The sequence below is a fragment of the Stenotrophomonas sp. HMSC10F06 genome (assembly GCF_001807865.1).
Lineage (GTDB): Bacteria > Pseudomonadota > Gammaproteobacteria > Xanthomonadales > Xanthomonadaceae > Stenotrophomonas > Stenotrophomonas bentonitica_A.
Window position 1 is genome coordinate 210,439 of sequence record NZ_KV791267.1, and the last position, 24,513, is coordinate 234,951.

Sequence of the window (24,513 nt, forward strand, 5' to 3'; positions counted from 1 at the left end):
GTACGATTCTACCCTTGACCACGGAAGAGCCGCTGATGAGTGCTGTCCCCACGCTGTATGTCGTTGCCACCCCGATCGGCAACCTCGCCGATCTGACCCCGCGCGCGCAGGACGTGCTGCGTTCGGTGGCCGCGATCTGCGCCGAGGACACCCGTCGCAGCGGCCAGCTGCTGGCCCACTTCGGCATCCAGCAGCCGCTGGTGGCGCTGCATGACCACAATGAAGAAGCGTTGTCGCAGCGGATCGTGGCGCGCCTGCTGGCGGGCGAGTCGCTGGCGCTGGTCAGTGATGCCGGTACCCCGCTGGTCAGCGACCCGGGTTACCGGCTGGTGCGCGCCGCGCGCGATGCCGGGATCAAGGTCAGCCCGATCCCGGGTGCGTGTGCGGCGATCGCCGCGCTTAGCGTGGCCGGCCTGCCCAGCGACCGCTTCACCTTCGAGGGCTTCCTGCCGGCCAAGGCCTCCGGCCGCCGCGAGCGCCTCCACGCGCTGGCCGGTGAAACCCGCACCCTGGTGTTCTACGAATCCTCGCACCGGATCACCGAATCGCTGGCGGACATGATCGCCGCGTTCGGGCCGGAGCGCCCGGCGGTGCTGGCGCGCGAGCTGACCAAGTTGTTCGAGACCGTGCTCGACGGTGACCTGGCCTCGCTGCTGCAGCGGGTCGAGGCGGACGACAACCAGCGCAAGGGCGAGTTCGTTGTGATGGTGCAGGGCGCGGCCGACGATGAGGAGGCTCAGTTGGCCGCCGGCCGCCGCATGTACGCCAAGCTCAGCGAACACCTCCCGCCGTCCACCGCAGCCAAGCTCGCCGCCGAACTCACCGGTGCCCCCAGAAAAGCCCTGTACGGCGGTTGATCGGCCGGTCGCGCCACCCCACGGGTGGCTGCACGCGGTGCCAAAGAAGGTAGCCACCCCATGGGTGGCTGCACGCTGTGCCAGAACGTGTGGCAGCCACCCATGGGGTGGTTCTACCGCGCGTGCAGATTGAATGCCGGCCCACGCCAACCGTCTGGATGCACAGCCCCCTTTGGTAAAGGGGGGCGCGGCGACAGCCGCGGGGAACTGGGCGCTGGTGGCCCGGGGCCCCAGGTTTGCGCTGCAAACCCTGGGGCTTTTTCGTCATGACGAAAAAAGCGGCGGAGCCGGCCGATAAGCCGGGTTTTGTCGTGGACAGTCATTCTTCTAGGCGCTGCGTCACCGCAGCGCTCAAGCAACCTACCCGGACCCGACGCGGGCCACGCCATTAGGTCCCTATTTGGTCTTGCTCCAGGTGGGGTTTGCCGTGCCGGTCTGTTGCCAGACTCGCGGTGCGCTCTTACCGCACCATTTCACCCTTACCGGCTTCCCGAAGGAAACGTAGGCGGTATCTTTCTGTTGCACTTTCCGTCGGCTCGCGCCGCCCAGGCGTTACCTGGCACCTTGCCCTGTGGAGCCCGGACTTTCCTCGGCATCCGCAAGGGATGACGCGACTGTCTGGCCGACTCCGCCGTGCGCATTGTCCCACATTCACGTCACCTCGGCGCAGACAGCTGCGTGGTCGTCAGCCGGGTCTCGCCGATGCAGACACCCTCCGCATCGAACCGGCGCTCGGCGATGAAGCCGTGGCCATTGGCGTCCAGCGCGATGATCGTGCTGGCGCGGGTGCCGTACTCGGGGCTGCGGATGAAGGCGGAGGACAGCCAGCGCTCGCGCGCCAGGCCGATGCCGGTGTCGGGCAGGGCGCGGTCGTCGGCGCGGGTCTCATCGCGCAGAGCGTCCCACAGCGGGGTCAGGTCCTCGCTGCCGGCGTCCACCCACGCGCGCAGCGCTGCGTTCAATGTCACGGTTTTCGGCCACGGCGCGTCCAGCGGCCCGTTGGACACGCCATGGATGCCCGGGGCCAGCGGTTGGCGGTGCAGGGGGTGGTTGCCCAGGAACTGGCAGCTGCCGCGGTCGGCCAGCACCAGGTTGAAGGGGGCGAACTCGACCGCGCGTGCGGCGAGCTGGTCGGCGAAGACGGCCGCCGGCGCATCGTCGCGCAGGTAGCCGGCCACCAGGGCGCCGCGCGAGGGGCCGGTCTGCCGGGCCAGCGGGTCGCGGACATTGGTCACCACCGCCATCCGACCCTGCGCGCCGATCCCGGCCCAGGTCCCGCCCGAGCGCAGGTCGCGGCCGGCGGCCACGGCCTCATCCGGCGGAGACCAGCGCGCCAGCGCGGCGGTGGGCCGCGCGTGGAACTCATCGCGGTTGCCGGCCATCACCAGCTGCCAGAGCGGGTGTGTTTTCCATGCGAGGGCGAGCAGACACATGCCTCACATTGTGCCGGTTCTGCGCAGCGGCGAGACGATGCCGACCGCGTCAGGACTGAATACGCGGCGATGTTTCACGCGGTCTCCACAGGCCTGAACTTCGGCGAAATCTCAAAAAATGAGACGAAACAGCAACTTGTGGATAAGCCTTGAACAAGTCTCTAAACATTGCTGCAAGCCCTTGATGTTCAAAGTGATTTCCCCTTCGCAAAGTTGTTGACAACCCAATCGGCACTGCTAAGGTGGGCATGAGAGGGGAAACCGGGTTTTTTGTGGTTTTTCGTGGTTCAATGTTTCACCAGGCGAAGGAAAGGTGAAAACGTCGTGTTTCAAGGCGAGACGGCCATCACTGTTGACGACAAAGGGCGCATGGCGGTTCCGACCGCGCATCGCGACCTTGTCGCGCGTGTGAGCAACAACCGTCTGGTCCTGACCTACAACCCGTTCGAGTCCGGCTGCCTCTGGCTGTACGCCGAACAGGAATGGGAACGCGTCCGTGATGACGTCATGTCCAAGCCCAACACACAGCGCGTCGTGCGCCTCCTGCAACAGAAGCTGGTCGGTTCGGCCGCGCATCTGGAGCTGGACGGCAATGGCCGCATCAGTATTCCCGCCAGCCACCGTGGTGCCGTTGGCATTGAAAAGAAGGCGGTGCTGCTCGGTATGGGCGACAAATTCGAATTGTGGAGCGAGCAGGCTCATCGCGCGTTGATCCAGCAGACGTTGTCTGACGAGGATCTCGGCGATGGGTTGCTCGACCTGAAGTTGTGAGCCGGGGTGCCCGGATGCGCGGAGCAGCGCAGACCGGTCACCTTCCGGTGTCGCAGTCGCCGGCAGGCCACCTGCCGGTCCTGTACACGCAGGTCCTGGATGGCCTGAAGGTGATCGAAAACGGAGTGTATCTCGATGGCACGTTCGGTCGTGGCGGTCACGCCCGCGGCGTGCTCGAGCAACTCGGTCCCGGAGGCCGGCTGCTGGTCATGGATAAGGATCCCGAGGCGATTGCGGTAGCCGAGCGTGATTTCGCGCCGGACCCGCGCGTCTCGATCTTCCGTGGCAGCTTCGCCGATCTGCTGCACTGGGAGGCCACGGCGCAGGGCCTGGATGGCGTGCTGTTCGACCTGGGCGTGTCCTCGCCCCAGCTGGATGTCGCCGAGCGTGGCTTCAGCTTCGGCAAGGACGGCCCGCTGGACATGCGCATGGACCCGGACAGCGGCGAAAGCGCGGCGCAGTGGCTCAACCGCGTTGAAGAGCGCGAGTTGATGGACGTGCTGTGGACCTACGGCGAAGAGCGCCAGGGCCGCCGCATCGCCAAGGCCATCGTCGCCCGCCGCGACAAGCAACCCTTCACCCGCACCGCCGAGCTGGCGGAGGTGATCGCCTCGGTGATGCCGCGTGGCAAGGACAAGATCAACCCGGCCACGCGCAGCTTCCAGGCGATCCGCATCCACATCAACCGCGAACTGGCCGACCTCGAGGCCGGCCTGGATGCCGCCCTGGCGCGCCTCAAGCCCGGTGGCCGCCTGGCCGTGATCAGCTTCCATTCGCTGGAAGACCGCATCGTCAAGCAGTTCATGAACCGCCATGCCAAGGCCCCGCCGAGCAACCGCCGGTTGCCCGAGGCGCAGCCGTTCGTGCCGACCCTGCTGCTGCACGGCGGCGCCATCAAGGCCGACGATGACGAGCTGGCGGTCAATCCGCGCTCGCGCAGCGCCGTGCTGCGCGTCGCCGAGAAGTGCGAGGTGGCCGGATGAGCCGCCTGCTGTTGATCGTGCTGCTGGCCTGCACCGTCGCCTCGGCGATCGGCGTGGTGTTCATGCGCCATCGCCACCGCCAGACCTTCGTGGAGCTGTCCCGGGTCGAGCGGGCGCGCGATGAGATCAACATCGAGTTCGGTCGCCTGCAGCTCGAGCAGGCCACCCTGGCCGAGGCCACTCGGGTCGACCGCGTCGCCCGCGAGCGCCTGGGCATGAAGTTCCCCGAAGCGGCCGATGTCGTGGTGATCCGGCCATGAACAAGTCCGGGCGCAACCGTGCGCGCAACAGCTTCAACCTCCGCCAGCGCCTGAAGTGGGTGGGGCTGGCGCTCGGCTTGTGCTCGGTCTCGCTGGTCGGTCGCGCTGCCTACGTGCAGATCATCAACAGCGAGTTCTACCAGCGCCAGGGCGAAGCCCGTTACCTGCGCGAGCTGCCGATCAATACCTCGCGCGGCATGATCACCGACCGCAACGGCGAGCCGGTGGCGGTCTCCACGCCGGTCGCCTCGATCTGGGTCAACCCGCAGGAACTGCTGCGCGCCCCGGACCGCATCCCGGAGCTGGCCACCGCGCTGGGCATGCCGCTGGACGAGCTGACCTCCAAGCTCTCGCAGAAGGCGGACAAGGAATTCATGTACCTGCGCCGCCGGATCAATCCGGACGACGCGGAGAAGGTGGTCGCGCTGAAGATCCCGGGCGTGGCCTCGCAGCGCGAGTTCCGCCGCTTCTACCCGCAGGGTGAGGCGATGGCGCACGTGCTGGGCTTCACCAACATCGACGACCGCGGCCAGGAAGGGCTGGAACTGGCCTTCGACGAATGGCTGCGCGGCAAGGCCGGTGCCAAGCGCGTGATCCGCAACCGCAAGGGCGACACCGTCGAGAGCGATCTGCTGCGCGCCGCCGAGCCGGGCAAGGACCTTACCCTCAGCATCGACCGCCGCATCCAGTTCCTGGCCTTCAAGGAGCTGCGCAACGCGCTGATCGCCAACAAGGCGGCCGGCGGCTCGATGGTGATCATGGACGTGGCCACCGGTGAAGTGCTGGCCATGGTCAACCTGCCGACCTACAACCCCAACGCCGTCGGCGGCGCGGCACCGGACACCCGTCGCAACCGCGCGGTGACCGATCTGGTCGAGCCGGGTTCGACCATGAAGCCGCTGACCATCGCCTCGGCGCTGCAGTCCGGCGTGGTCACCAAGGACACCACGGTGGATACCAACCCGGGCTACATGGCCGTCGGGCGTTTCACCATCAAGGACGTGCCGCGCAACAACGGCGTGCTCAACGTCACCGGCGTGATCACCCGCAGCTCCAACATCGGCGCGGCCAAGATCGCGGCCAAGATGCCGGACCAGGTCTTCTACGACCACGTGCACAGCTTCGGCTACGGCGTGTCGCCGCACAGCGGCTTCCCCGGCGAATCGGCCGGCGTGCTGCCGCGCCCGGCACGCTGGAGCGGCTCGTCCAAGACCACCATGTCCTACGGCTACGGCCTGAATGTCACCCCGCTGCAGATCGCCACGGCGTACTCGGCGCTGGGCAACGGCGGCAAGTTGATCGCGCCGACCTTCGTCAAGGGCCAGCGCAACGAAGGCAAGCAGATCATCGATGAGAGCATCGCCAAGGAAGTGGTGGCGATGATGGAAACCGTGGTCACCCAGGGCGGCGCCAAGCAGGCCGCGGTGCTGGGCTACCACGTGGCCGGCAAGACCGGTACGGCCCGAAAGGCCGGCCCGGGCGGGTACGAGCGCGGGCATTACAACGCGCTGTTCGCCGGTGTGGTGCCGGCCACCAACCCGCGCTTTGCCACGGTGATCGTCATCAACGACCCGCAGGCCGGCAAGTACTACGGCGGCCTGGTGTCCGCACCGGTGTTCCACAACGTGATGGAAGGCGCCCTGCGCCTGATGGACGTGCCGCCGGACGACATCGAGTCGTGGCTGGCCGCCCAGCAGTCCGGAAAGATGGGCCACTCGGCCTCGGTGCTGCCGATGCCGCCGCCGGAAACGGTGATCGCCCCCGACGCCGCCGCAGAATTCGATGCCGCGCTGCCCAGCGCGCACGCCACGGTGCCGCCCGCGCAGGGAGGCACCCAATGAGCCAGACGATGTTGCTTTCGCAGTTGCTTCCCGATGTGGCGCTGAGCCACGATCCGACCCTCACCGGCCTGGTGCTGGACAGCCGCGCGGTGCGCCCGGGCAACGCCTTCGTGGCGATCGCCGGTTTCGGCGCGCACGGGCTGGGCTTTGTCGATCAGGCGCGCGCCAATGGCGCTGCAGCGATCCTGTTCGACCCGCCGGCCCCGGCCGAACTGCCGGCGCCGGCCGATGCGATCGCCGTGCCGGGCCTGCGCAACCGCATGGGTGCGATGGCCGACCAGTTCCACGGCCATCCCTCGCGCGCGATGACGATGGTCGGCGTGACCGGCACCAACGGCAAGACCTCCACCGTGCAGCTGCTGGCCCAGGCCTGGCACCTGCTCGGCACCGCCAGTGGCAGCATCGGCACGCTGGGCGTGGGTCTGTACGGCGACGTCGTGCCGACCGGGTTCACCACGCCGCTGGTGCTGCAGATGCATGAGGTGCTGGCGCAGCTGCGCGATGCCGGCGCCCAGGCCGTGGCGATGGAAGTCAGCTCGCACGCGCTCGACCAGGGCCGCGTGGACGCCGTGCATTACGACGTGGCGGTGTTCACCAATCTCACCCGCGACCATCTCGACTATCACGGCGACATGGCGCAGTACGGTGCGGCCAAGGCCAGGCTGTTCCACCGCGATGGCCTGAAGGCTGCCGTGGTCAACCTCGATGACAGCTTCGGCAGCGAGCTGCTGCGCACCATCGGCGAGAGCGTCCGCCCGATCGGCGTCAGCTCGCGCGGTGCCGCACAGGCCACCCTGCGTGCCGATTCGCTCACCCTGGATGGGCGCGGCATCGCCTTCGACCTGGTGGTCGACGGCCAGCGCCATCCGGTGCAGTCGCCGCTGCTCGGCCGTTTCAACGTGGACAACCTGCTGGCCGTGGCCGGTGCGCTGTATGCGCTGGACCACACCCCGGCCGCGATCGCCGCGCTGCTCTCGCAGCTGCAGCCGATTGCCGGCCGCATGAACCGCCTGGGCGGCGAGGGTGGGCTGCCCACCGTGGTGGTCGATTACGCCCACACCCCGGATGCACTGGAACAGGCCTTGACCAGCGTGCAGGGCCATCTGGCCGGCCGCCTGGTCTGCGTGTTCGGCTGCGGCGGCGAGCGCGATACCGGCAAGCGCCCGCAGATGGCCGCCATCGCCGAACAGCATGCCGACGTGGTGATCGTCACCGACGACAATCCGCGCGGCGAAGACGGCGACGTGATCGTGGCCGACATCCTCAAGGGATTTGACGCACCCGCGGCGGTCACCGTGCAGCGCGACCGTGCGGCCGCGATTGCTGCTGCGATCGGCCAGGCCGGCACGGGCGACATCGTGCTGATCGCCGGCAAGGGACACGAGCCCTACCAAGAGATCCACGGGGTCAAGCACGCCTTCGACGACACCGAGGTTGCCGGCCGAGTGCTGGCCGCGCGTGTGGACAACGTGGGCACGCTGCGCAGGGAGGCCCCATGAAGCGCACACCGCTGTCGCTGATCGCCCATTGGGCCGGTGGCGAGATCCATGGCGAAGACACCGCCATCGATGCGATCAGCAATGACACCCGCACGCTTGCCCCGGGCAGCCTGTACGTGGCGCTGCGCGGCGAGCGTTTCGATGGTCATGATTTCGCAGCCGACGCCCTGGCGCGCGGTGCTTCGGCGATGCTGGTCGAGCGCCTGCTGGATGTGGCCCTGCCGCAGATCGTGGTTGCCGACAGTGAGCACGCCCTGGGCCGCATCGCCGCCGGCATGCAGCGCGACCGCGGCACCGAGGTGTTCGCGATCACCGGCAGCAACGGCAAGACCAGCGTCAAGAGCCTGCTGCTGGCGATTCTGGAGCAGGTGGCACGGGACGACCGCAAGGTGGTCTACGCCAACCCGGGCAACCGCAACAACGAGATCGGCCTGCCGCTGGCGGTGCTCGATGCGCCGGAAGATGCCGACTACGCCGTCTACGAGATGGGCGCCGGCAAGCCGGGCGATATCGCCTATCTCACCGAGATCGTGCGCCCGCACTACGCGCTGGTGAACAACATCGCGCCGGCGCATCTGGAGCGCATGGGCAGCCTGCAGGGCGTGGCCACCACCAAGGGCGCGATCTACGCGGCGCTGCCCTCCGATGGCGTGGCTGTGATCAATGCCGATGACGCCTTCGGGATCTGGTTCGAACAGCACATCGTCGGCCAGCCGCCGCGCTGCCGCGTGCTGCGCTACGGCCTGGACCACAGCGCCGATGTCACCGCGCGTGCGATCCGTCCGGCCGCGCAGGGCAGCCAGTTCGTGCTGTCCACGCCGCAGGGCGATGCAGAGATCACGCTGGGCCTGCCGGGCCGGCACAACATCAGCAATGCCCTGGCCGCTGCCTCGCTGGCGTTGGCCGCAGGCCTTCCGGTGGCGCAGATCGCCGCCGGCCTGGCCCGCGCCGAGCCGGTCCCGGGCCGCCAGATCGCGCACCAGCTGCCCAACGGGGCGGTGCTGATCGATGACAGTTACAACGCCAACCCCGGCTCGTTGGCCGCGGCCATCGATGCCTTGGCAGGCGCGAAGGAAGAAGGCTGGCTGGTGCTCGGCGACATGCGCGAACTCGGCCCGGACGGCGAGGCGCTGCATGCGCAGGCCGGCCGCCGTGCGCGCGAGGCTGGCCTGGCGCGGCTGTACACGCTCGGTCCGCTGAGCGCCGCCGCCTCGACCGCCTTCGGTGAAGGCGGCCAACAGTTCCAGAGTCACCAGGCCCTGGCCGCCGCGCTCGCCACCGAACTGCATGCCGGCGTGCGCTGCCTGGTCAAGGGCTCGCGTGGCAGCGCCATGGACACGATCGTCAAAGCGCTGCTCGCGCAAGGAGAGGAAACCCCCAATGTTGCTTGAACTGGCCCGATGGCTGCAGCAGTTGGAGAGCCTGTTCGGGCTGTTCGGCTACCTGACCCTGCGCGGCATCCTCGCGGCGCTGACCGCCCTGTTCCTGTCGCTGTGGCTCGGCCCGGCGATGATCCGCAAGCTTGCCCAGTTCAAGGGCGGCCAGCCGATCCGCAAGGACGGGCCGCAGACCCATTTCTCCAAGGCCGGCACGCCGACCATGGGCGGCTCGCTGATCCTGCTGACGATCACGCTGTCGGTGCTGCTGTGGGCCGACCTGCGCAACCGTTACGTCTGGCTGGTGCTGGCGGTGATGCTCTGCTTTGGCGCGATCGGCTGGTACGACGACTGGATCAAGATCGTCCGTCGTGATCCCAACGGCCTGAAGTCGCGCTGGAAGTACCTGCTGCAGTCGATCTTCGGCCTCGCGGCCGGTCTGTTCCTGTTCTACACCGCCGATGTCCCGGCGGCGATGACGTTCTACATCCCGATGTTCAAGTCGATCGCGCTGCCGCTGGCCGGCATCAGCTTCGTGGCCATCGCCTACTTCTGGATCGTCGGCTTCTCCAACGCGGTCAACCTGACCGACGGCCTGGACGGGCTGGCGATCATGCCGACGGTGCTGGTCGCCTGCGCGCTGGGCGTGTTCGCCTACGCCTCGGGCAACGTGGTGTTCTCCAGCTACCTGCAGATCCCGCAGATCCCGGGCGCCGGTGAGCTGGTCATCATCTGCGCGGCGATCGCCGGCGCAGGGCTGGGCTTCCTCTGGTTCAACACCTATCCGGCCATGGTCTTCATGGGCGACATCGGCGCGCTGGCGCTGGGCGCGGTGCTGGGCACGATCGCGGTGATCACCCGCCAGGAACTGGTGCTGGTGGTGATGGGTGGCGTGTTCGTGATCGAGACGCTGTCGGTGATGATCCAGGTCGCCTCGTTCAAGCTGACCGGCAAGCGCGTATTCCGCATGGCACCGATCCACCATCACTTCGAACTGAAGGGCTGGCCGGAGCCGCGCGTGATCGTGCGCTTCTGGATCATCTCGGTCGTGCTGGTCCTGATCGGCCTGGCCACGTTGAAGGTCCGCTGATGAACGACCTGTCGCGCCAGGCAACCCGCCTTGAAGCCATCGGAGGCCACTTCGACAAGTGGCTGCTGGGCGCGATCATCGCGCTCACCGGGCTGGGCGTGGTGATGGTCGCGTCGAGCTCGATCGCGCTGATGAGCAGCCCGTTCTATTACCTCAACCGCCACCTGATCTTCCTGGCGGTGGGTATCGGCCTGGCAATCATCGCCATGCGCACCGAGCTCAAGAGCATCGAGCAGTACAACCAGATCCTGCTGCTGGGCTGCTTCGCGCTGCTGGTGGTGGTGTTCATCCCGGGCCTGGGCAGCAGCGTCAACGGTGCCCGCCGCTGGATCAACCTCGGTATTTCCAAGTTCCAGACCGTCGAAGCGGTGAAGGTGCTCTACATCGTGTGGCTGTCCAGCTACCTGGTCCGCTTCCGCGATGAGGTCAACGCCACCTGGCCGGCAATGCTCAAGCCGCTGGGCGTGGCCGGCGCGCTGGTGGTGCTGTTGCTGCTGCAGCCGGACTTCGGCTCGTCCACGCTGCTGCTGGCGATCACCGCCGGCATGCTGGTGCTGGGCGGGGTCAACATGCCGCGCATGTCCATGCCGGTGATCATCGGCATGGTCGGCATGAGCGCGCTGGCGATCATCGAACCGTACCGCATGCGCCGCATCACCTCCTTCCTGGACCCGTGGGCCGATCAGCAGGGCGACGGTTACCAGCTGTCCAACGCGCTGATGGCCGTGGGCCGTGGCGAGTGGACCGGCGTGGGCCTGGGCAACTCGGTGCAGAAGCTCTATTACCTGCCCGAAGCGCATACCGATTTCATCTTCTCGGTCACCGCCGAGGAGCTGGGCTTCCTTGGCACCTGCCTGATCATTTCGCTGTATGCGCTGCTGGTCGGCCGCACCTTCTGGCTGGGGATGCGCTGCGTGGAAATGAAGCGCCACTTCTCCGGCTACATCGCCTTCGGCATCGGCCTGTGGATCAGCATGCAGAGCTTCGTCTCGATCGGGGTCAACCTCGGCATCCTGCCGACCAAGGGCCTGACCCTGCCGCTGATTTCCTCGGGCGGCTCGAGTGTGCTGATGACCTGCGTGGCGATGGGCCTGCTGCTGCGCGTCTCCTATGAACTGGACCGCGCCGAGCGCCGCCAGGCCGTGCGCATGGGCGCCGACCAGGAAGGCCCGCTGCCGGGCGACGTGCCCAAGGCCGACAGCGCCAGCGCGGTCGCCGCGGCGATGCAGGACAGCGGCAACCGCGATGCCGCACCGCGCGACAGCGCCACCCGTGGCACCAGCCGCATGCAGCAACGCATCGAACCGACGCTGGGGAGGATGGGATGAGCACGCCTCGCCTCGATCCGTCCCAGCGCCCGGTCATGATCATGGCCGGCGGTACCGGTGGGCACATCTTCCCCGGCCTGGCCGTGGCCAAGGTGCTGCGCGAACGCGGCGTGCCGGTCACCTGGCTCGGTGCCGATGGCGCGATGGAAACGCGCCTGGTGCCGCAGCACGATATCCACATCGATACGCTCGCCATCGGTGGCCTGCGCGGCAAGGGCAAGCTGGCCCTGATCGGCGCACCGCTGCGGCTGCTGCGCGCGATCCGCGCGGCCGGCTTCCTGATCCGCGATCGCCAGCCGCGGGCGGTGATCGCCTTCGGTGGCTTTGCTTCCGGCCCCGGCGGCATCGCCGCGCGCCTGCATGGCCTGCCGCTGCTGGTGCACGAACAGAACCGTGCCCCGGGCATGACCAACCGCGTGCTGTCGCGCGTCGCGCGCCGCGTGCTGGCCGGTTTCCCGGGCAGCTTCGCCAAGCGCGAGGAAGCGGTCGGCAACCCGGTGCGTGCCGAGATCGCCGCGATCACGCCGCCGGATCTGCGCCTGGCCAATCGCCAGGGCCCGTTGCACCTGCTGGTGCTCGGTGGCAGCCAGGGCGCACGCGTGCTCAACAACGCGGTGCCCAAGGCGCTGGCCGCACTGGGCGCCGGCATGCCGGTGCAGGTGCGTCACCAGAGCGGCGAGAAGCTGCATGCCGAAGCCCTGCAGGCCTATGCCGATGCCGGCGTGCAGGCAAGCGTGGAACCCTTCATCGCCGATATGGCCGAGGCGTTCGCCTGGGCCGATCTGGTCGTGTGCCGCTCCGGTGCCTCCACCCTGGCCGAGCTCTGCGCGGTCGGTGTGGGCAGCGTGCTGGTGCCGTTCGCGGCGGCCGTCGACGATCACCAGACCCGCAATGCGGAGTATCTGGTCGAGCGCGGCGCGGCCGTGTTGCTGAAGCAGGATGAAACGCTGGCGACGCAGTTGGAAGGCGTGCTGCGCGATCTGTCCGAAAATTCCGCCCGACGCATGCAGATGGCCAACGCCGCGCGTGCCCTGGCCAAGGTCGATGCCGCTGAGCGCATCGCCGACATCATTCTCGAGGAATCCAAATGAACACCGCTACGCGCGCCAGCCTGGCGCGAGGCCGCGCATGATCCGCCGCCTCCACGACACCAACGACCTGGTACGTGCGTTCCCGCGCGTGCACTTCGTCGGCATCGGCGGCACCGGCATGAGCGGCATCGCCGAAGTGATGCTGACGCTGGGCTATGAAGTGTCCGGTTCGGACAACGCCGACAACGCCGCGACCCGTCGCCTGGCCGGCCTGGGTGCGCGCGTGATGCGTGGCCATTCGGCTGCCAACGTGCTCGGCACCGACTGCGTGGTGGTCTCCAGCGCGATCCGCGATGACAACCCCGAGTTGATGGAAGCGCGCAGCCAGCGCATTCCGATCATGCCGCGCGCGGCGATGCTGGCCGAACTGATGCGCTTCCGCCGCGGCATCGCGGTGGCCGGCACGCACGGCAAGACCACCACCACCAGCCTGACCGCCGCGGTGCTGAGCGAAGGCGGGCTGGACCCGACCTTCGTGATCGGCGGCCAGCTGCTCGCTGCCGGTGCCAACGCCAAGCTCGGCAGTGGCCAGTGGCTGGTGGCCGAAGCCGATGAAAGCGATGGCAGCTTCCTGCGCCTGAACCCGCTGGTCTCGGTGATCACCAACATCGATTCGGACCACCTGGAAAACTACGGCAACGATTTCGCCCGGGTCCAGGCTGCGTTCGCCGAGTTCCTGCAGCGCCTGCCGTTCTACGGCCTGGCGGTGCTGTGCATCGATGATCCGGAAGTGGCCGCGCTGGCCGCGCAGACGCCGCGCCATGTCATGAGCTATGGCATGAGCAGCAACGCCGACGTGCGCGCCGAGGATGTGGTCCAGGATGGCCCGCGCATGCGCTTCACCCTGCGCCTGCCCGAAGGCAGCAGCCACCCGGTGACGCTGGCCCTGCCGGGCGCACACAACGTACTCAACGCCCTGGCCGCCGCGGCCGTGGGCTGGCAGCTGGGCGTGGCGCCGGAGGCAATCGCACGCGCGCTGGAAAGCTTTGCCGGCATCGGCCGCCGCTTCAACGATCTGGGCATCGTCACCACGCACACCGGTGCCAAGGTGCGCGTGATCGATGATTACGGCCACCACCCGCGCGAACTGGCCGCCGTGTTCGCCGCCGCCCGCGGCGGCTGGCCGAGCCAGCGCCTGGTCGTGGCGTTCCAGCCACACCGTTACAGCCGTACCCGCGATCAGTTCGACGCCTTCGCGGCGGTCCTCTCCGAAGTGGACGCACTGGTGCTGAGCGAGGTCTATCCGGCCGGCGAGGCGCCGATCCCGGGGGCCGATTCGCGTTCGCTGGCGCGCGCCATCCGCGCGCGTGGCCGCAGCGAGCCGGTCGTGGTCGGCAACGCCGCCGAACTGGCGCACGTGCTGCCCGACGTCCTGCAGGACGGTGACCTGCTGCTGATGATGGGCGCAGGCGACATCGGCTACATCGCCCAGCAGATCGCCGGCGAAGGCTTCCAGGAGGCCCCGGCGGCATGAACGCGCTGACCTTCCCGCCACTGCGCCTCACCGACCCGGCCATGTTCGGCCGCGTCGCCGTGCTGCTCGGTGGCACCTCCAGCGAGCGCAACGTCTCGCTGGATTCGGGCCGCAACGTGATCGAAGCGCTGCGCGCGCGCGGCGTCGATGCGATCGCCGTCGATGGCATCCCGGCCCTGGCGCTGGCGCTGGTCGAGAAGCGTTTCGACCGCGTCTTCAACATCCTCCACGGCCACAACGGCGGTGGTGAGGACGGCATCGTGCAGGGCCTGATGGAGGCCTTCGGCGTGCCGTACACCGGCTCGGACGTGCTCGGCTCGGCGCTGAGCATGGACAAGATCCGCACCAAGCAGGTGTGGATCTCGCACGGCCTGCCGACCCCGCGCTTCATCGCGCTGGACCAGGCCTCCGATGTCCATGCCGCCGCGGCCGAGCTCGGCCTGCCGGTGGTGGTCAAGCCGGCCAACGAAGGCTCCAGCGTCGGCATCAGCCGCGTGGTGGAAGAGGCCGGCCTGGATGAGGCGGTCGCACTGGCGGTGCGCTATGACGGCCAGCTGCTGATGGAGCAGATGGTGGTCGGCGACGAGTTGACCGTGGCGATCCTGGGCGACCAGGCACTGCCGTCGATCCGCATCGTGCCCAAGGGCCAGTGGTACGACTACAACGCCAAGTACATCGCCGAGGACACCCAGTACCTGTGCCCGGGGCTGGAAGGCGAGGACGAGATCGAGATCCGCCGCCTTGCACTGGCCGCGTTCCGCGCTGCCGGTTGCCGCGGCTGGGGCCGGGTGGACGTGATGCGCGACCGCAGCACGGGCCGCTTCTACCTGCTGGAAGTGAACACCGCGCCGGGCATGACCAGCCATTCGCTGGTGCCCAAGGCGGCCAGCCAGGCCGGGATCGGCTTTGAAGAGCTGGTCTGGCGCGTACTGGAACAGACCCTGCCGGGTCACGCAGCGCAGGAGAACCGCCACGCATGAACGCGGTGCTGCGCATCTTCGTCTGGTTGCTGGCCCTGTCGGTCGTGGCACTGCCCGTGGTGGCGGTGCTCAACGGCTGGGTCGGTGCCGAGCGGTGGCCGTTGGCCAAGCTGCGTGTGCACGGTGAGTTCAAGCGGGTGCCGGCCGAGCAGCTGCAGCAGGTGGTGCTGCCGTATGCGAAGTCCGGCTTCTTCGCGGTCAAGCTGCAGGATGCGCAGGACGCCATCGAAACGCTGCCGTGGGTGGAAAGCGCGCAGGTCCGCAAGCAGTGGCCCGACGTGCTGGAAATCACCCTGGTCGAGCACAAGCCGTTCGCGCGCTGGGGCCATGACCGCCTGCTCTCCGAGCAGGGCAAGCTGTTCGCCACGCCCAAGAAACTGCAGGACCTGGAGCTGCCCGACCTGGATGGTCCGGACAGCCAGACCGAAGAAGTGGTGGCGCTCTACAACGATGCGCGCGCGCTGTTCGCGCCGGCCGGGGTGGACGTCAAGCGGGTCACCATGGACGCACGCGGCAGCTGGTCGCTGGTGCTGAGCAACGGCACCGAAGTGGTCGTGGGCCGCGACGATGCCCGCTCGCGCCTGCAGCGCTTCGTGCGCGTGCTGCCGCAGCTGGCCAACCAGGCGGCGCCGATCGAGCGCGCCGACCTCCGATATACCAATGGTTTCACACTGAGCTGGGGTACCCCGGCTCCGGCGACGCCGGCCGCACCGGCCGCGCCGGCCAATGTGGCGCACACGACGCAGGACAGGACATGAATCGCAAGGGTGACAAATCACTGATCGTCGGTCTGGACATCGGCACCTCCAAGGTGGTGGCGCTGGTCGGCGAGTATTCGCCGGGCAATCCGATCGAGGTCATCGGCATCGGCTCGCACGAATCGCGCGGTCTCAAGCGCGGCGTGGTGGTGGATATCGAATCGACCGTGCAGTCCATCCAGCGTGCGGTCGAAGAGGCCGAGCTGATGGCCGGCTGCGAGATCCGCTCGGTGTACGCCTCGATCTCCGGCAACCACGTGCAGTGCAAGAACTCGCCCGGCATCGTGCCGATCCGCGACGGCGAAGTGACCTGGGGCGACCTGGATCGCGTGCTGGACGCGGCCAAGGCGGTGGCGATCCCGGCGGACCAGAAGATCCTGCATGCGATCCCGCGCGAGTACGTGCTGGACGATTCGCAGGAAGGCATCCGCAATCCGGTCGGCATGACCGGCGTGCGCCTGGAAGTGCACGCCCACCTGGTGGTGTGCGCACAGTCGGCCGCCGCCAACATCTCCAAGTGCGTGCAGCGCTGCGGCCTGCAGGTCGATGACCTGGTGCTGTCCTCGCTGGCCTCCAGCGTGGCCGTGCTGACCGCCGACGAGCGCGAGCTGGGCGTGGTGCTGGTCGACATGGGCGCGGGTACCACCGACCTGGCCGTGTTCGTGCAGGGCGCGATCTGCCACACCGCCTCGCTGCCGATCGCCGGCGACCACGTCACCAACGACATCGCGCACATGCTGCGCACGCCGACCCCGGAAGCCGAGCAGATCAAGGTGCGCTACGCCTGCGCCCTGGCCCAGCTGGCCACCGCCGAGGAAAGCATCCAGGTGCCCAGCGTCGGCGATCGTCCGCCGCGCCGGATGCCGCGCCATGCACTCGCCCAGGCGGTGCAGGGCCGCTACGAAGAGATCTTCGAGATGGTGCAGGCCGAACTGCGCCGCTCCGGTTTCGAGGAACTGGTGCGCGCCGGCATGGTGCTCACCGGCGGCGCTTCGAAGATGGAAGGCGTGGTCGAACTGGCCGAGGAAATGCTGCAGATGCCGGTACGCGTGGGCATCCCGCAGCACGTCACCGGCCTGGGCGAAGTGGTGGGCAACCCGGTGCATGCCACCGGCGTGGGCCTGCTGCTGATGGGCAGCCAGATCGAACACCCGCGTCGCCCGTCGCTGCCGACCGGCCGCGCCGGCAGCATGTTCAAGAAGCTCAAAACCTGGTTCCGCGGCGAGTTCTGATCGCGGCCCGCAACACGCAGTACACATGCAATAAGCGATAAGCAGTTCCCGAAAAATCCACACACCGTCCACGCAACGCCGCAACACCCCGCATCACGACGTACACAGCAAGCGCATTACCCGGCCACCTGGCCGACCATTGAAGCAGGCAACACCGTCGCGGTTGGCTCTATCCAGCCCGGCATACCAACTACAACTCGCCGGCACGACGGTGGGGAGGACAGGAGAAGGATTCTCCGAAGCCCCCGTCCCGCGTAAACGGCAACACGAGGACACGGACATGGCGCATTTCGAACTGATTGAAAAGATGGCACCCAATGCGGTGATCAAGGTGATCGGCGTGGGCGGCGGCGGCGGTAACGCCGTGGCGCACATGGTCAGCACCAGTGTGGACGGCGTGGAATTCATCACCGCCAACACCGATTCGCAGGCCATCAAGAATTGCGGTGCCAAGCTGCAGCTGCAGCTGGGTACCAACGTCACCAAGGGCCTGGGCGCAGGCGCGAACCCGGAAGTCGGCCGCCAGGCCGCGCTGGAAGACCGTGAGCGCATCATGGATGCCCTGCAGGGTGCGGACATGGTGTTCATCACCGCCGGCATGGGCGGCGGCACCGGCACCGGTGCAGCCCCGGTCGTGGCGCAGCTGGCCAAGGAGATGGGCATCCTGACCGTCGCCGTGGTCACCAAGCCGTTCCCGTTCGAAGGCCGTCGCCGCATGCAGGTCGCGCTGAAGGGCATCGAAGAGCTGAGCCAGCATTGCGATTCGCTGATCACGATCCCGAACGAAAAGCTGATCACCGTGCTGGGCCGCAACGCCACCATGATCCAGGCCTTCCGTGCCGCCAACGACGTGCTGCAGGGCGCCGTGCAGGGCATCGCCGATCTGATCGTGCGTCCGGGCCTGATCAACGTCGACTTCGCCGACGTGCGCACCGTCATGTCCGAAATGGGCTTGGCGATGATGGGCACCGGCACCGCGCGTGGCGATGACCGCGCCCAGGCCGCGGCCGAAGCCGCCATCCAGAACCCGCTGCTGGACGATGTGAACCTGGCCGGTGCCAACGGCATCCTGGTCAACATCACCGCCGGCGCCGACTTCACGATGGCCGAGTTCGACGAGATCGGCCGCACCATCGATGGCTTCGCCTCCGAAGATGCCACCGTGGTCGTGGGTACCGTGCTGGACCCGGACATGCAGGACGAAGTCCGCGTGACCGTGGTCGCCACCGGCCTGAACCGTGCCGTCACCGCCAAGACCCAGCGTCCGGGCGAGCGCGCACCGATCAAGCTGGTCCGCAACGCCACCACCGGCCAGCCGGAGTTCGGCGAATTCGACAACGGCGGCGATGCGGTCTCCAAGGCCGTCGGCGGGATGGGCATGGGCATGGGCCTGCGTCGTCCCAGCGCCGACACCGTGGCACCGTCGGCTCCGAGCGCTTCGGGTCCGGCCGCCGCTGAGCTGCCCAACGATTACCTGGACATCCCGGCGTTCCTGCGCCGCCAGGCGGACTGAGTAACGCTGGCCGGGGCCTTGTCCTCCCCGGTAAGCACCTCCATGTCCCATGCTGCCGGGCCAGGATCGGCCCGGCAGTCTGACCGCCGTCGTGCATCGCGCACGTCCGGGCAGTGCTGTCGACGCACCACGGTTCACGGAAGGGACAGCGGTAGTGCGTGTTATTCTTGTTTGTCACAGCCGCGCTGACCGCGCGCTTTCTGGTCCTGCCCCCCGATGATCCCGCAACGCACCCTCAAGAACACGATCCGCGCCACCGGCGTCGGCCTTCACAGCGGTGACAAGGTCTACATGACCCTGCGCCCGGCCCCGGTCAACCATGGCATCGTGTTCCGCCGCGTCGATATGGACCCGGTGGTGGAAGTGCCCGCGCGTGCGGACCTGGTCACCGAAGTCACGCTGTGCACCGGCCTGACCTACCACGAGGCCAAGATCCAGACCGTCGAACACCTGATGTCGGCCCTGGCCGGCCTGGGTGTGGACAACATCATCGTGGAGCTGTCCTCGGCCGAGCTGCCGATCATGGACGGTTCCTCCGGCCCGTTCGTGTTCCTGCTGCAGTCGGCGGGCATCGCCGAACAGGACGCGCCGAAACGCTTCATCCGCATTCTCAAGACGGTGGAAGTCACCGATGGCGACAAGGTCGCCCGCTTCGAGCCGTACGAAGGCTACAAGCTCGGCTTCACCATCCAGTTCAACCACCCGATGATCCCGGCCAAGCAGTCGCGCGCGGAAATCGAGTTCTCGACCCTGGCCTACACCAAGGAAATCTCCCGCGCCCGGACCTTCGGCTTCATGCGGGATCTGGAATACATGCGCGAGCGCAACCTGGGCCTGGGCGGTTCGATGGACAACGCCATCGTGCTCGACGAGTTCCGCGTGCTCAACGACGACGGCCTGCGCTACGCCGACGAGTTCGTGCGCCACAAGATCCTCGACGCGATCGGCGATCTGTACCTGGCCGGTGGCCAGGTGCTCGGCGCTTACGAGGGCTTCAAGTCCGGCCATGCGCTCAACAACAAGCTGGTACGCGCCCTGCTGGCCGATGCCAGCGCGTGGGAGTGGGTCAGCTACGAGTCGCCTACGGTCGAGGCCCCCGTCGTCTATGGTCTGCCGGCCTACGCCTGAGCCAGGTTCTGGCCAACCCATTGATCTGAAAGAAAATAGAACGGCGCCCACGGCGCCGTTTCTGTTTCAGGGGGTCAGGACGGGCTCAACGCCGCGTGATCTTGACGTCAATGAACCGTAGGGGTGCACAGCGCACAGATTTGTGAACCTCATCAAGGTTTGTGCCGAATTTAACGTTAATTTAATAAAACACTAACGACTGGCGGCACCGACGCCGCTACAGTGCAGACCGGCTCCCAGCCAAAGTTCACGTGATCGTGACGCGGCCGGGAAGGGGCGGGATGCCCCGATGGCTTCACGACTTGGAGGAATCCACGTCGCGCAGACAAGCCAACGCGTCGCGTAGCCCTTTGTGCGTGGCGGCTGAAACAGCGTGGGGGCCATTCCTGTTGTCGATCGCTGGGGAGCGTGGGGGAGGGGCGGACGCTGTTTTGACGGTCACCTTGGTGACCTTCAGCCCGATGGACCGGGCCGCGTCGATCAACTGTGCTTCGGCAAGCCGGACCTTGGCGTGCCACACGGGAGATTCGACGAGAAAAACGAGGTGCTCGCCGTTTACATTCGCCAGCCGGCAACGGGTGGCCAGTGCAGGCGGCAAATGGGGGCGCAATTGACGGTCCAGCGCGTCGAGCCACAAGGCACGACGCAGCGGGTTACCGGCTTTGTCCGCCATGACCGCATCCAGCGCCGGCTTCGGCGTGGATGGGGAACGGGCACTGGATTTCGGCTCAGACATGAAAACTCACTGATGGCATTCAAAAAGATCGTAATCAAAACGCGTGAAGGACAGGCCAAGACGCCGCTGGCGCGTTTGCGTTTCTACTTCGAAGATTCCCCCCGTGCCCTGCTGGGCAGTGTGCTGGGGGTGGGCTGCCTGATCGGCTTCGGTGCCGGTATCGGTGGCAGCATGTTCAACGATTCCCGGCTCCACGCCAAGGTCGCACAGCAGGAACGCGAACTGGCGCAGGCCCAGAAGGACGCTCAGACCCAGGTCAACGCGCTGGCAGCGCGGATGGGCGAGCTGCAGGCGCAGGCCACCCGTCTCAATGCCCTGGGCGAACGACTCACCCAGATGGGCAAACTGGAAGACGGCGAATTCGACTTCAACGAGACCCCCGGCCTCGGTGAAGGCGAGCCCGGCCCGACCCAGGACATCCCGGTCAGCGCGGTCAACGCCGACTTACAGGTGCTGGAGCAGCGCTTTGCTGCTTCAGGCCGCCAGCTGTCGGTGATGGAATCGCTGATGTTCGACCACCAGCTCGAGCAGAACGCCGTGCCCTCGCGCATGCCGATCCGCAACACCTACATCACCTCCAACTTCGGCACCCGCAGCGATCCGTTCGGTCGCGGCGCGGCCACCCACAAGGGCATGGATTTCCACGCCAAGGTCGGTGACCCGGTGATGTCGGTGGCCGATGGCGTGGTCAGCTTCGCCGGTGTGAAGGGCGGTTACGGCAACGTGGTCGATGTGGACCATGGCAACGGCTATGTGACCCGCTATGCGCACAATTCGCGCCTGGTGGTGAAGCCGGGCGATCTGGTCCGGGCCGGCCAGGAAGTGGCCAAGGCCGGTTCCACGGGCCGTTCCACCGGTGCCCACGTGCACTTCGAGGTCTGGGAACGCGGCCAGGTGGTCAATCCGCGCAAGTTCCTCGGTGATGGCGGCAACACCCCGGTCGGCCGCGTTTCGCGGGGCTGATCACGGTAACGAACTTGAACGGGGGTGCTTGAAACGCCGGACCCCCGTCCCAAGCTACAATGGGTGTTGCCATAGACAGGGCGCGGTGCGCCCTGTTTCGTTTGCGGCGTGCGCATCCCCCGGGGAGAGCGCCGCCGTTGGGGCGTCTCATTCCAACCGGTTCCTTCAATGATCAACAGCCTGCTTACCCGCGTCTTCGGCAGTCGTAATGAACGACAGCTGCGCCAGCTCAACCGCATCGTCGCCAAGGTCAATGCGTTGGAGCCGGAAATCGAAAAGCTCTCCGACGAGCAGCTCAAGGCCAAGACCCCGGAGTTCAAGCAGCGCATCGCTGACGGTGAAGCCCTGGACAAGGTGCTGCCCGAAGCGTTCGCGGTCTGCCGTGAAGCCAGCCGCCGCGTGCTCGGCATGCGCCATTACGACGTCCAGCTGATCGGCGGCATGGTCCTGCACCTGGGCAAGATCGCCGAAATGCGCACCGGTGAAGGCAAGACCCTGGTCGCCACGCTGCCGGTCTACCTCAACGCGCTGGAAGGCAAGGGCGTCCACGTGGTCACCGTGAACGACTACCTGGCCCGCCGTGACTCGGCGCAGATGGGCAAGCTCTACAACTGGCTGGGCCTGAGCGTGGGCGTGGTCTACCCGGGCATGCCGCACGGCGACAAGCGCGAGGCGTACGCCAGCGACATCACCTACGGCACCAACAACGAGTTCGGCTTTGACTACCTGCGCGACAACATGGCGCTTTCCCGTGCGGACCGCTACCAGCGCGGCCTGCACTACGCCATCGTCGACGAAGTCGACTCCATCCTGATCGACGAAGCCCGTACCCCGCTGATCATCTCCGGCCCGGCCGATGACTCCCCGGAGCTGTACATCCGCGTCAATCGCGTCGTCCCGCACCTGATCAAGCAGGATGCCGAGGAAGGCGAGGGCGATTTCTGGGTGGACGAGAAGGGCAAGCAGGTCCATCTGTCCGAAGCGGGCATGGAGCATGCCGAGGCGCTGCTGGTCGAAGCCGGCATCCTCAATGCCGAAACCGAGGGCCTGTACGCCGCGCAGAACCTGACCGTGGTGCATCACCTCAATGCCGCCCTGCGCGCGCATGCCATCTACCAGCGCGACGTGGATTACATCGTGCGCGATGGCGAAGTGGTGATCGTCGATGAATTCACCGGCCGTACCCTGGCCGGCCGCCGCTGGTCCGATGGCCTGCACCAGGCGGTGGAAGCGAAGGAAGGCGTGCCGGTCCAGCGCGAGAACCAGACCCTGGCGAGCATCACCTTCCAGAACCTGTTCCGCATGTACAAGAAGCTGTCCGGCATGACCGGTACGGCCGATACGGAAGCCTACGAATTCCAGAGCATCTACAACCTGGAAGTGGTGGTGATCCCGACCAACCGGCCGACCATCCGCAAGGACGGTTCGGACCAGGTGTTCCTCAACCGCAACGGCAAGTTCAACGCCGTGCTGGCCGATATCCAGGCCTGCAACGAGCGCGGCCAGCCGGTGCTGGTGGGTACCACCTCGATCGAAACCTCGGAGATGCTGTCCGAGCACCTGACCAAGGCCGGTGTGCACCACGAAGTCCTCAACGCCAAGCAGCACGACCGCGAAGCGACCATCATCGCCAACGCCGGCATGCCGGGCGCGGTGACCATCGCCACCAACATGGCCGGCCGTGGTACCGATATCGTGCTCGGTGGTTCGCTGGAAGCGCAGCTGCATGAGCTGGGCGAAGACGCCACCGACGAGCAGCGCGCCCAGGTCAAGGCCGAGTGGCAGAAGCGCCACGACGCGGTCAAGGCGGCCGGTGGCCTGCACATCGTCGGTACCGAGCGCCACGAATCGCGCCGTATCGACAACCAGCTGCGTGGCCGTTCGGGCCGCCAGGGCGATCCGGGTTCGTCCCGTTTCTACCTGTCGCTGGAAGACAACCTGATGCGCATCTTCGCCTCGGACTGGGTCCAGAAGGCGATGCGCATGATGGGCATGAAGGAAGACGACGTCATCGAGGATCGTCTGGTCAGCCGCCAGATCGAGAAGGCGCAGCGCAAGGTCGAAGCGCACAACTTCGACATCCGCAAGAACCTGCTGGACTTCGACGACGTCAACAACGATCAGCGCAAGGTGATCTACAGCCAGCGCGACGAACTGCTGGATGCGGAGTCGGTGAAGGAGAACGTCGACGGCATCCGCGGCGACGTGATCTTCGATGTGGTGGCGCGCTTCGTGCCGCCGAACTCGATCGATGAGCAGTGGGACCTGCAGGGTCTGGAAGCGACGCTGGCCTCGGACTTCGGCATCGACATGTCGCTGACCGAGCTGGTCAAGGCACACGAGGAGCTGGACGCCGAAGGCATCGCCGAGAAGGTGCAGGCCAAGGTCGACGAGCACTTCGCCGCGAAGGAAGCCGGCGTGGGCGACGAGACCATGCGCGCGCTGGAAAAGCACGTGATGCTGACCGTGCTGGACCAGAGCTGGAAGGAGCACCTGGCGCGCATGGATTACCTGCGCCAGGGCATCTACCTGCGCGGTTATGCGCAGAAGCAGCCGAAGCAGGAGTACAAGAAGGAAGCCTTCGAGCTGTTCTCGGAAATGCTGGAGAACGTGAAGCGCGAAGTGGTGACGTTGCTGGCGCGCGTGCGCATCCGCAGCGAAGAGGAAGTGGCGGCACTGGAGCAGGCCGAGCGTCAGCAGGCCGAAGCACGCCTGCTGCAGTCGCAGTTCCAGCACCAGGACGCCGGCGGCTACGGTGCAGACGAAGAGGCCGCGCAGGTGGAGGCCGCCCAGAACGGCGTGCCGCAGGTCACCCGTGATGAGCCGAAGGTCGGCCGCAACGATCCGTGCCCGTGCGGCAGCGGCAAGAAGTACAAGCACTGCCATGGTCAGCTGAGTTGATCGGCTGATTGGACGTGCCGAAGAAGCCCTGCCTTGTGCGGGGCTTTTTTTTGGTTCTTCTTCCATCCGCGTGGCAGGTATGTGGTGCGCGTTGACCCTTCCAGGCACGGCGGTCGATGGGTCGGGCGCTGGGGCGCGATGCCCTTGTCGGCGAATGTCCCCCGGTGCCGGCCTGCGGCCGTCCCCTCCTCCTTGATTTCGCCCACAAGGGCATCGCGCCCCACGTATCGAGACTACTGGCGCCCAACAGCAAGGTCCGCTTTTCCGCACTCCTACCGCGCGCGAGCCCCGTAGCGGCC

At 67.1% G+C, this 24,513-nt stretch carries 20 protein-coding genes and 1 other RNA gene; 18 read left to right on the forward strand and 3 right to left on the reverse strand.

Features of this window, described 5'->3' with window-relative positions; all coding sequences use genetic code 11:
* Positions 1 to 35: 35 nt before the first annotated feature.
* Positions 36 to 857, forward strand: a complete 822-nt coding sequence (gene rsmI / locus HMPREF3113_RS08140; protein WP_070471717.1) for a 16S rRNA (cytidine(1402)-2'-O)-methyltransferase — start codon at positions 36 to 38, stop codon at positions 855 to 857.
* Positions 858 to 1,136: 279 nt separating this feature from the next.
* Here rsmI and rnpB read toward each other — a convergent pair.
* Both rnpB and HMPREF3113_RS08150 read right to left on the reverse strand, forming a co-directional pair.
* Positions 1,137 to 1,487, reverse strand: an RNA gene (gene rnpB, locus HMPREF3113_RS08145) — RNase P RNA component class A.
* 26 nt (positions 1,488 to 1,513) lie between these two features.
* The gene (locus HMPREF3113_RS08150) at positions 1,514 to 2,290 is read right to left on the reverse strand and encodes an NRDE family protein (RefSeq protein ID WP_070471718.1); all 777 of its coding nucleotides are present in this window, start codon (positions 2,288 to 2,290) and stop codon (positions 1,514 to 1,516) included.
* Between the two features lie 324 nt (positions 2,291 to 2,614).
* On the opposite strand from HMPREF3113_RS08150, the gene mraZ reads away from it, so the two are divergent.
* From mraZ to lpxC, 15 genes are all read left to right on the forward strand, one after another.
* A complete protein-coding gene (mraZ, locus tag HMPREF3113_RS08155; RefSeq protein WP_019182494.1) occupies positions 2,615 to 3,061 on the forward strand; it encodes a division/cell wall cluster transcriptional repressor MraZ in 447 nt (148 codons plus the stop codon).
* A gap of 14 nt (positions 3,062 to 3,075) precedes the next feature.
* On the forward strand, positions 3,076 to 4,044 hold the full coding sequence (gene rsmH, locus HMPREF3113_RS08160) for a 16S rRNA (cytosine(1402)-N(4))-methyltransferase RsmH (RefSeq protein ID WP_070471719.1): 969 nt from the start codon (positions 3,076 to 3,078) through the stop codon (positions 4,042 to 4,044).
* On the forward strand, positions 4,041 to 4,304 hold the full coding sequence (gene ftsL / locus HMPREF3113_RS08165) for a cell division protein FtsL (protein WP_019182492.1): 264 nt from the start codon (positions 4,041 to 4,043) through the stop codon (positions 4,302 to 4,304). The genes rsmH and ftsL overlap by 4 nt, the downstream gene beginning before the upstream one ends.
* Positions 4,301 to 6,145, forward strand: a complete 1,845-nt coding sequence (locus HMPREF3113_RS08170) for a peptidoglycan D,D-transpeptidase FtsI family protein (protein ID WP_070471720.1) — start codon at positions 4,301 to 4,303, stop codon at positions 6,143 to 6,145. The genes ftsL and HMPREF3113_RS08170 overlap by 4 nt, the downstream gene beginning before the upstream one ends.
* Positions 6,142 to 7,644 carry a UDP-N-acetylmuramoyl-L-alanyl-D-glutamate--2,6-diaminopimelate ligase gene (locus tag HMPREF3113_RS08175; RefSeq protein WP_070471721.1) on the forward strand — a complete coding sequence of 501 codons (1,503 nt, stop codon included), beginning with the start codon at positions 6,142 to 6,144 and terminating at the stop codon, positions 7,642 to 7,644. The genes HMPREF3113_RS08170 and HMPREF3113_RS08175 overlap by 4 nt, the downstream gene beginning before the upstream one ends.
* Positions 7,641 to 9,035, forward strand: a complete 1,395-nt coding sequence (murF, locus tag HMPREF3113_RS08180; protein ID WP_070471722.1) for a UDP-N-acetylmuramoyl-tripeptide--D-alanyl-D-alanine ligase — start codon at positions 7,641 to 7,643, stop codon at positions 9,033 to 9,035. Before HMPREF3113_RS08175 ends, murF begins: the two co-directional genes overlap by 4 nt.
* Positions 9,025 to 10,110: a phospho-N-acetylmuramoyl-pentapeptide-transferase gene (gene mraY / locus HMPREF3113_RS08185; protein ID WP_019182488.1), complete on the forward strand. Its 1,086-nt coding sequence runs from the start codon at positions 9,025 to 9,027 to the stop codon at positions 10,108 to 10,110. The genes murF and mraY overlap by 11 nt, the downstream gene beginning before the upstream one ends.
* Complete coding sequence (gene ftsW / locus HMPREF3113_RS08190; protein ID WP_070471723.1) at positions 10,110 to 11,438, forward strand: putative lipid II flippase FtsW; 1,329 nt, start codon at positions 10,110 to 10,112, stop codon at positions 11,436 to 11,438. Before mraY ends, ftsW begins: the two co-directional genes overlap by 1 nt.
* Positions 11,435 to 12,529: an undecaprenyldiphospho-muramoylpentapeptide beta-N-acetylglucosaminyltransferase gene (murG, locus tag HMPREF3113_RS08195; RefSeq protein ID WP_070471724.1), complete on the forward strand. Its 1,095-nt coding sequence runs from the start codon at positions 11,435 to 11,437 to the stop codon at positions 12,527 to 12,529. The genes ftsW and murG overlap by 4 nt, the downstream gene beginning before the upstream one ends.
* 37 nt (positions 12,530 to 12,566) lie before the next feature.
* Positions 12,567 to 14,003: a UDP-N-acetylmuramate--L-alanine ligase gene (gene murC, locus HMPREF3113_RS08200; protein ID WP_019182485.1), complete on the forward strand. Its 1,437-nt coding sequence runs from the start codon at positions 12,567 to 12,569 to the stop codon at positions 14,001 to 14,003.
* On the forward strand, positions 14,000 to 14,983 hold the full coding sequence (locus HMPREF3113_RS08205) for a D-alanine--D-alanine ligase (protein ID WP_070471725.1): 984 nt from the start codon (positions 14,000 to 14,002) through the stop codon (positions 14,981 to 14,983). Before murC ends, HMPREF3113_RS08205 begins: the two co-directional genes overlap by 4 nt.
* Entirely contained in the window at positions 14,980 to 15,741 is a 762-nt protein-coding gene (locus HMPREF3113_RS08210) for a cell division protein FtsQ/DivIB (RefSeq protein ID WP_070471726.1), read from the forward strand. The genes HMPREF3113_RS08205 and HMPREF3113_RS08210 overlap by 4 nt, the downstream gene beginning before the upstream one ends.
* A complete protein-coding gene (ftsA, locus tag HMPREF3113_RS08215; RefSeq protein WP_017355446.1) occupies positions 15,738 to 16,973 on the forward strand; it encodes a cell division protein FtsA in 1,236 nt (411 codons plus the stop codon). Before HMPREF3113_RS08210 ends, ftsA begins: the two co-directional genes overlap by 4 nt.
* A gap of 280 nt (positions 16,974 to 17,253) precedes the next feature.
* A complete protein-coding gene (gene ftsZ, locus HMPREF3113_RS08220) occupies positions 17,254 to 18,486 on the forward strand; it encodes a cell division protein FtsZ (protein WP_019182482.1) in 1,233 nt (410 codons plus the stop codon).
* A gap of 216 nt (positions 18,487 to 18,702) precedes the next feature.
* A complete protein-coding gene (gene lpxC / locus HMPREF3113_RS08225) occupies positions 18,703 to 19,614 on the forward strand; it encodes a UDP-3-O-acyl-N-acetylglucosamine deacetylase (protein WP_070471727.1) in 912 nt (303 codons plus the stop codon).
* A gap of 295 nt (positions 19,615 to 19,909) precedes the next feature.
* On the opposite strand, the gene HMPREF3113_RS08230 is transcribed toward lpxC, so the two are convergent.
* Entirely contained in the window at positions 19,910 to 20,350 is a 441-nt protein-coding gene (locus tag HMPREF3113_RS08230) for a DciA family protein (RefSeq protein WP_026069663.1), read from the reverse strand.
* Between the two features lie 12 nt (positions 20,351 to 20,362).
* Between HMPREF3113_RS08230 and HMPREF3113_RS08235 the strand changes: the two genes are divergently transcribed.
* Together HMPREF3113_RS08235 and secA are read left to right on the forward strand one after the other, a co-directional pair.
* The gene (locus tag HMPREF3113_RS08235; RefSeq protein WP_019182479.1) at positions 20,363 to 21,313 is read left to right on the forward strand and encodes a M23 family metallopeptidase; all 951 of its coding nucleotides are present in this window, start codon (positions 20,363 to 20,365) and stop codon (positions 21,311 to 21,313) included.
* 168 nt (positions 21,314 to 21,481) lie between these two features.
* Positions 21,482 to 24,214 (forward strand): preprotein translocase subunit SecA, encoded by a 2,733-nt coding sequence (secA, locus tag HMPREF3113_RS08240; protein ID WP_019182478.1) that lies wholly within the window; start codon positions 21,482 to 21,484, stop codon positions 24,212 to 24,214.
* Positions 24,215 to 24,513: the final 299 nt, after the last annotated feature.

Coding starts and splice junctions, on each gene's coding strand:
- murG (WP_070471724.1), top strand. CDS start 11,435: ATGAGCACGCCTCGCCTCGATCCGTCCCAGCGCCCGGTCATGATCATG.
- HMPREF3113_RS08210 (WP_070471726.1), top strand. CDS start 14,980: ATGAACGCGGTGCTGCGCATCTTCGTCTGGTTGCTGGCCCTGTCGGTC.
- secA (WP_019182478.1), top strand. CDS start 21,482: ATGATCAACAGCCTGCTTACCCGCGTCTTCGGCAGTCGTAATGAACGA.
- lpxC (WP_070471727.1), top strand. CDS start 18,703: ATGATCCCGCAACGCACCCTCAAGAACACGATCCGCGCCACCGGCGTC.
- ftsW (WP_070471723.1), top strand. CDS start 10,110: ATGAACGACCTGTCGCGCCAGGCAACCCGCCTTGAAGCCATCGGAGGC.
- ftsZ (WP_019182482.1), top strand. CDS start 17,254: ATGGCGCATTTCGAACTGATTGAAAAGATGGCACCCAATGCGGTGATC.
- ftsA (WP_017355446.1), top strand. CDS start 15,738: ATGAATCGCAAGGGTGACAAATCACTGATCGTCGGTCTGGACATCGGC.
- ftsL (WP_019182492.1), top strand. CDS start 4,041: ATGAGCCGCCTGCTGTTGATCGTGCTGCTGGCCTGCACCGTCGCCTCG.
- HMPREF3113_RS08175 (WP_070471721.1), top strand. CDS start 6,142: ATGAGCCAGACGATGTTGCTTTCGCAGTTGCTTCCCGATGTGGCGCTG.
- HMPREF3113_RS08170 (WP_070471720.1), top strand. CDS start 4,301: ATGAACAAGTCCGGGCGCAACCGTGCGCGCAACAGCTTCAACCTCCGC.
- murF (WP_070471722.1), top strand. CDS start 7,641: ATGAAGCGCACACCGCTGTCGCTGATCGCCCATTGGGCCGGTGGCGAG.
- HMPREF3113_RS08235 (WP_019182479.1), top strand. CDS start 20,363: ATGGCATTCAAAAAGATCGTAATCAAAACGCGTGAAGGACAGGCCAAG.
- murC (WP_019182485.1), top strand. CDS start 12,567: ATGATCCGCCGCCTCCACGACACCAACGACCTGGTACGTGCGTTCCCG.
- HMPREF3113_RS08205 (WP_070471725.1), top strand. CDS start 14,000: ATGAACGCGCTGACCTTCCCGCCACTGCGCCTCACCGACCCGGCCATG.
- HMPREF3113_RS08230 (WP_026069663.1), bottom strand. CDS start 20,350: ATGTCTGAGCCGAAATCCAGTGCCCGTTCCCCATCCACGCCGAAGCCG.
- HMPREF3113_RS08150 (WP_070471718.1), bottom strand. CDS start 2,290: ATGTGTCTGCTCGCCCTCGCATGGAAAACACACCCGCTCTGGCAGCTG.
- rsmH (WP_070471719.1), top strand. CDS start 3,076: ATGCGCGGAGCAGCGCAGACCGGTCACCTTCCGGTGTCGCAGTCGCCG.
- rsmI (WP_070471717.1), top strand. CDS start 36: ATGAGTGCTGTCCCCACGCTGTATGTCGTTGCCACCCCGATCGGCAAC.
- mraY (WP_019182488.1), top strand. CDS start 9,025: ATGTTGCTTGAACTGGCCCGATGGCTGCAGCAGTTGGAGAGCCTGTTC.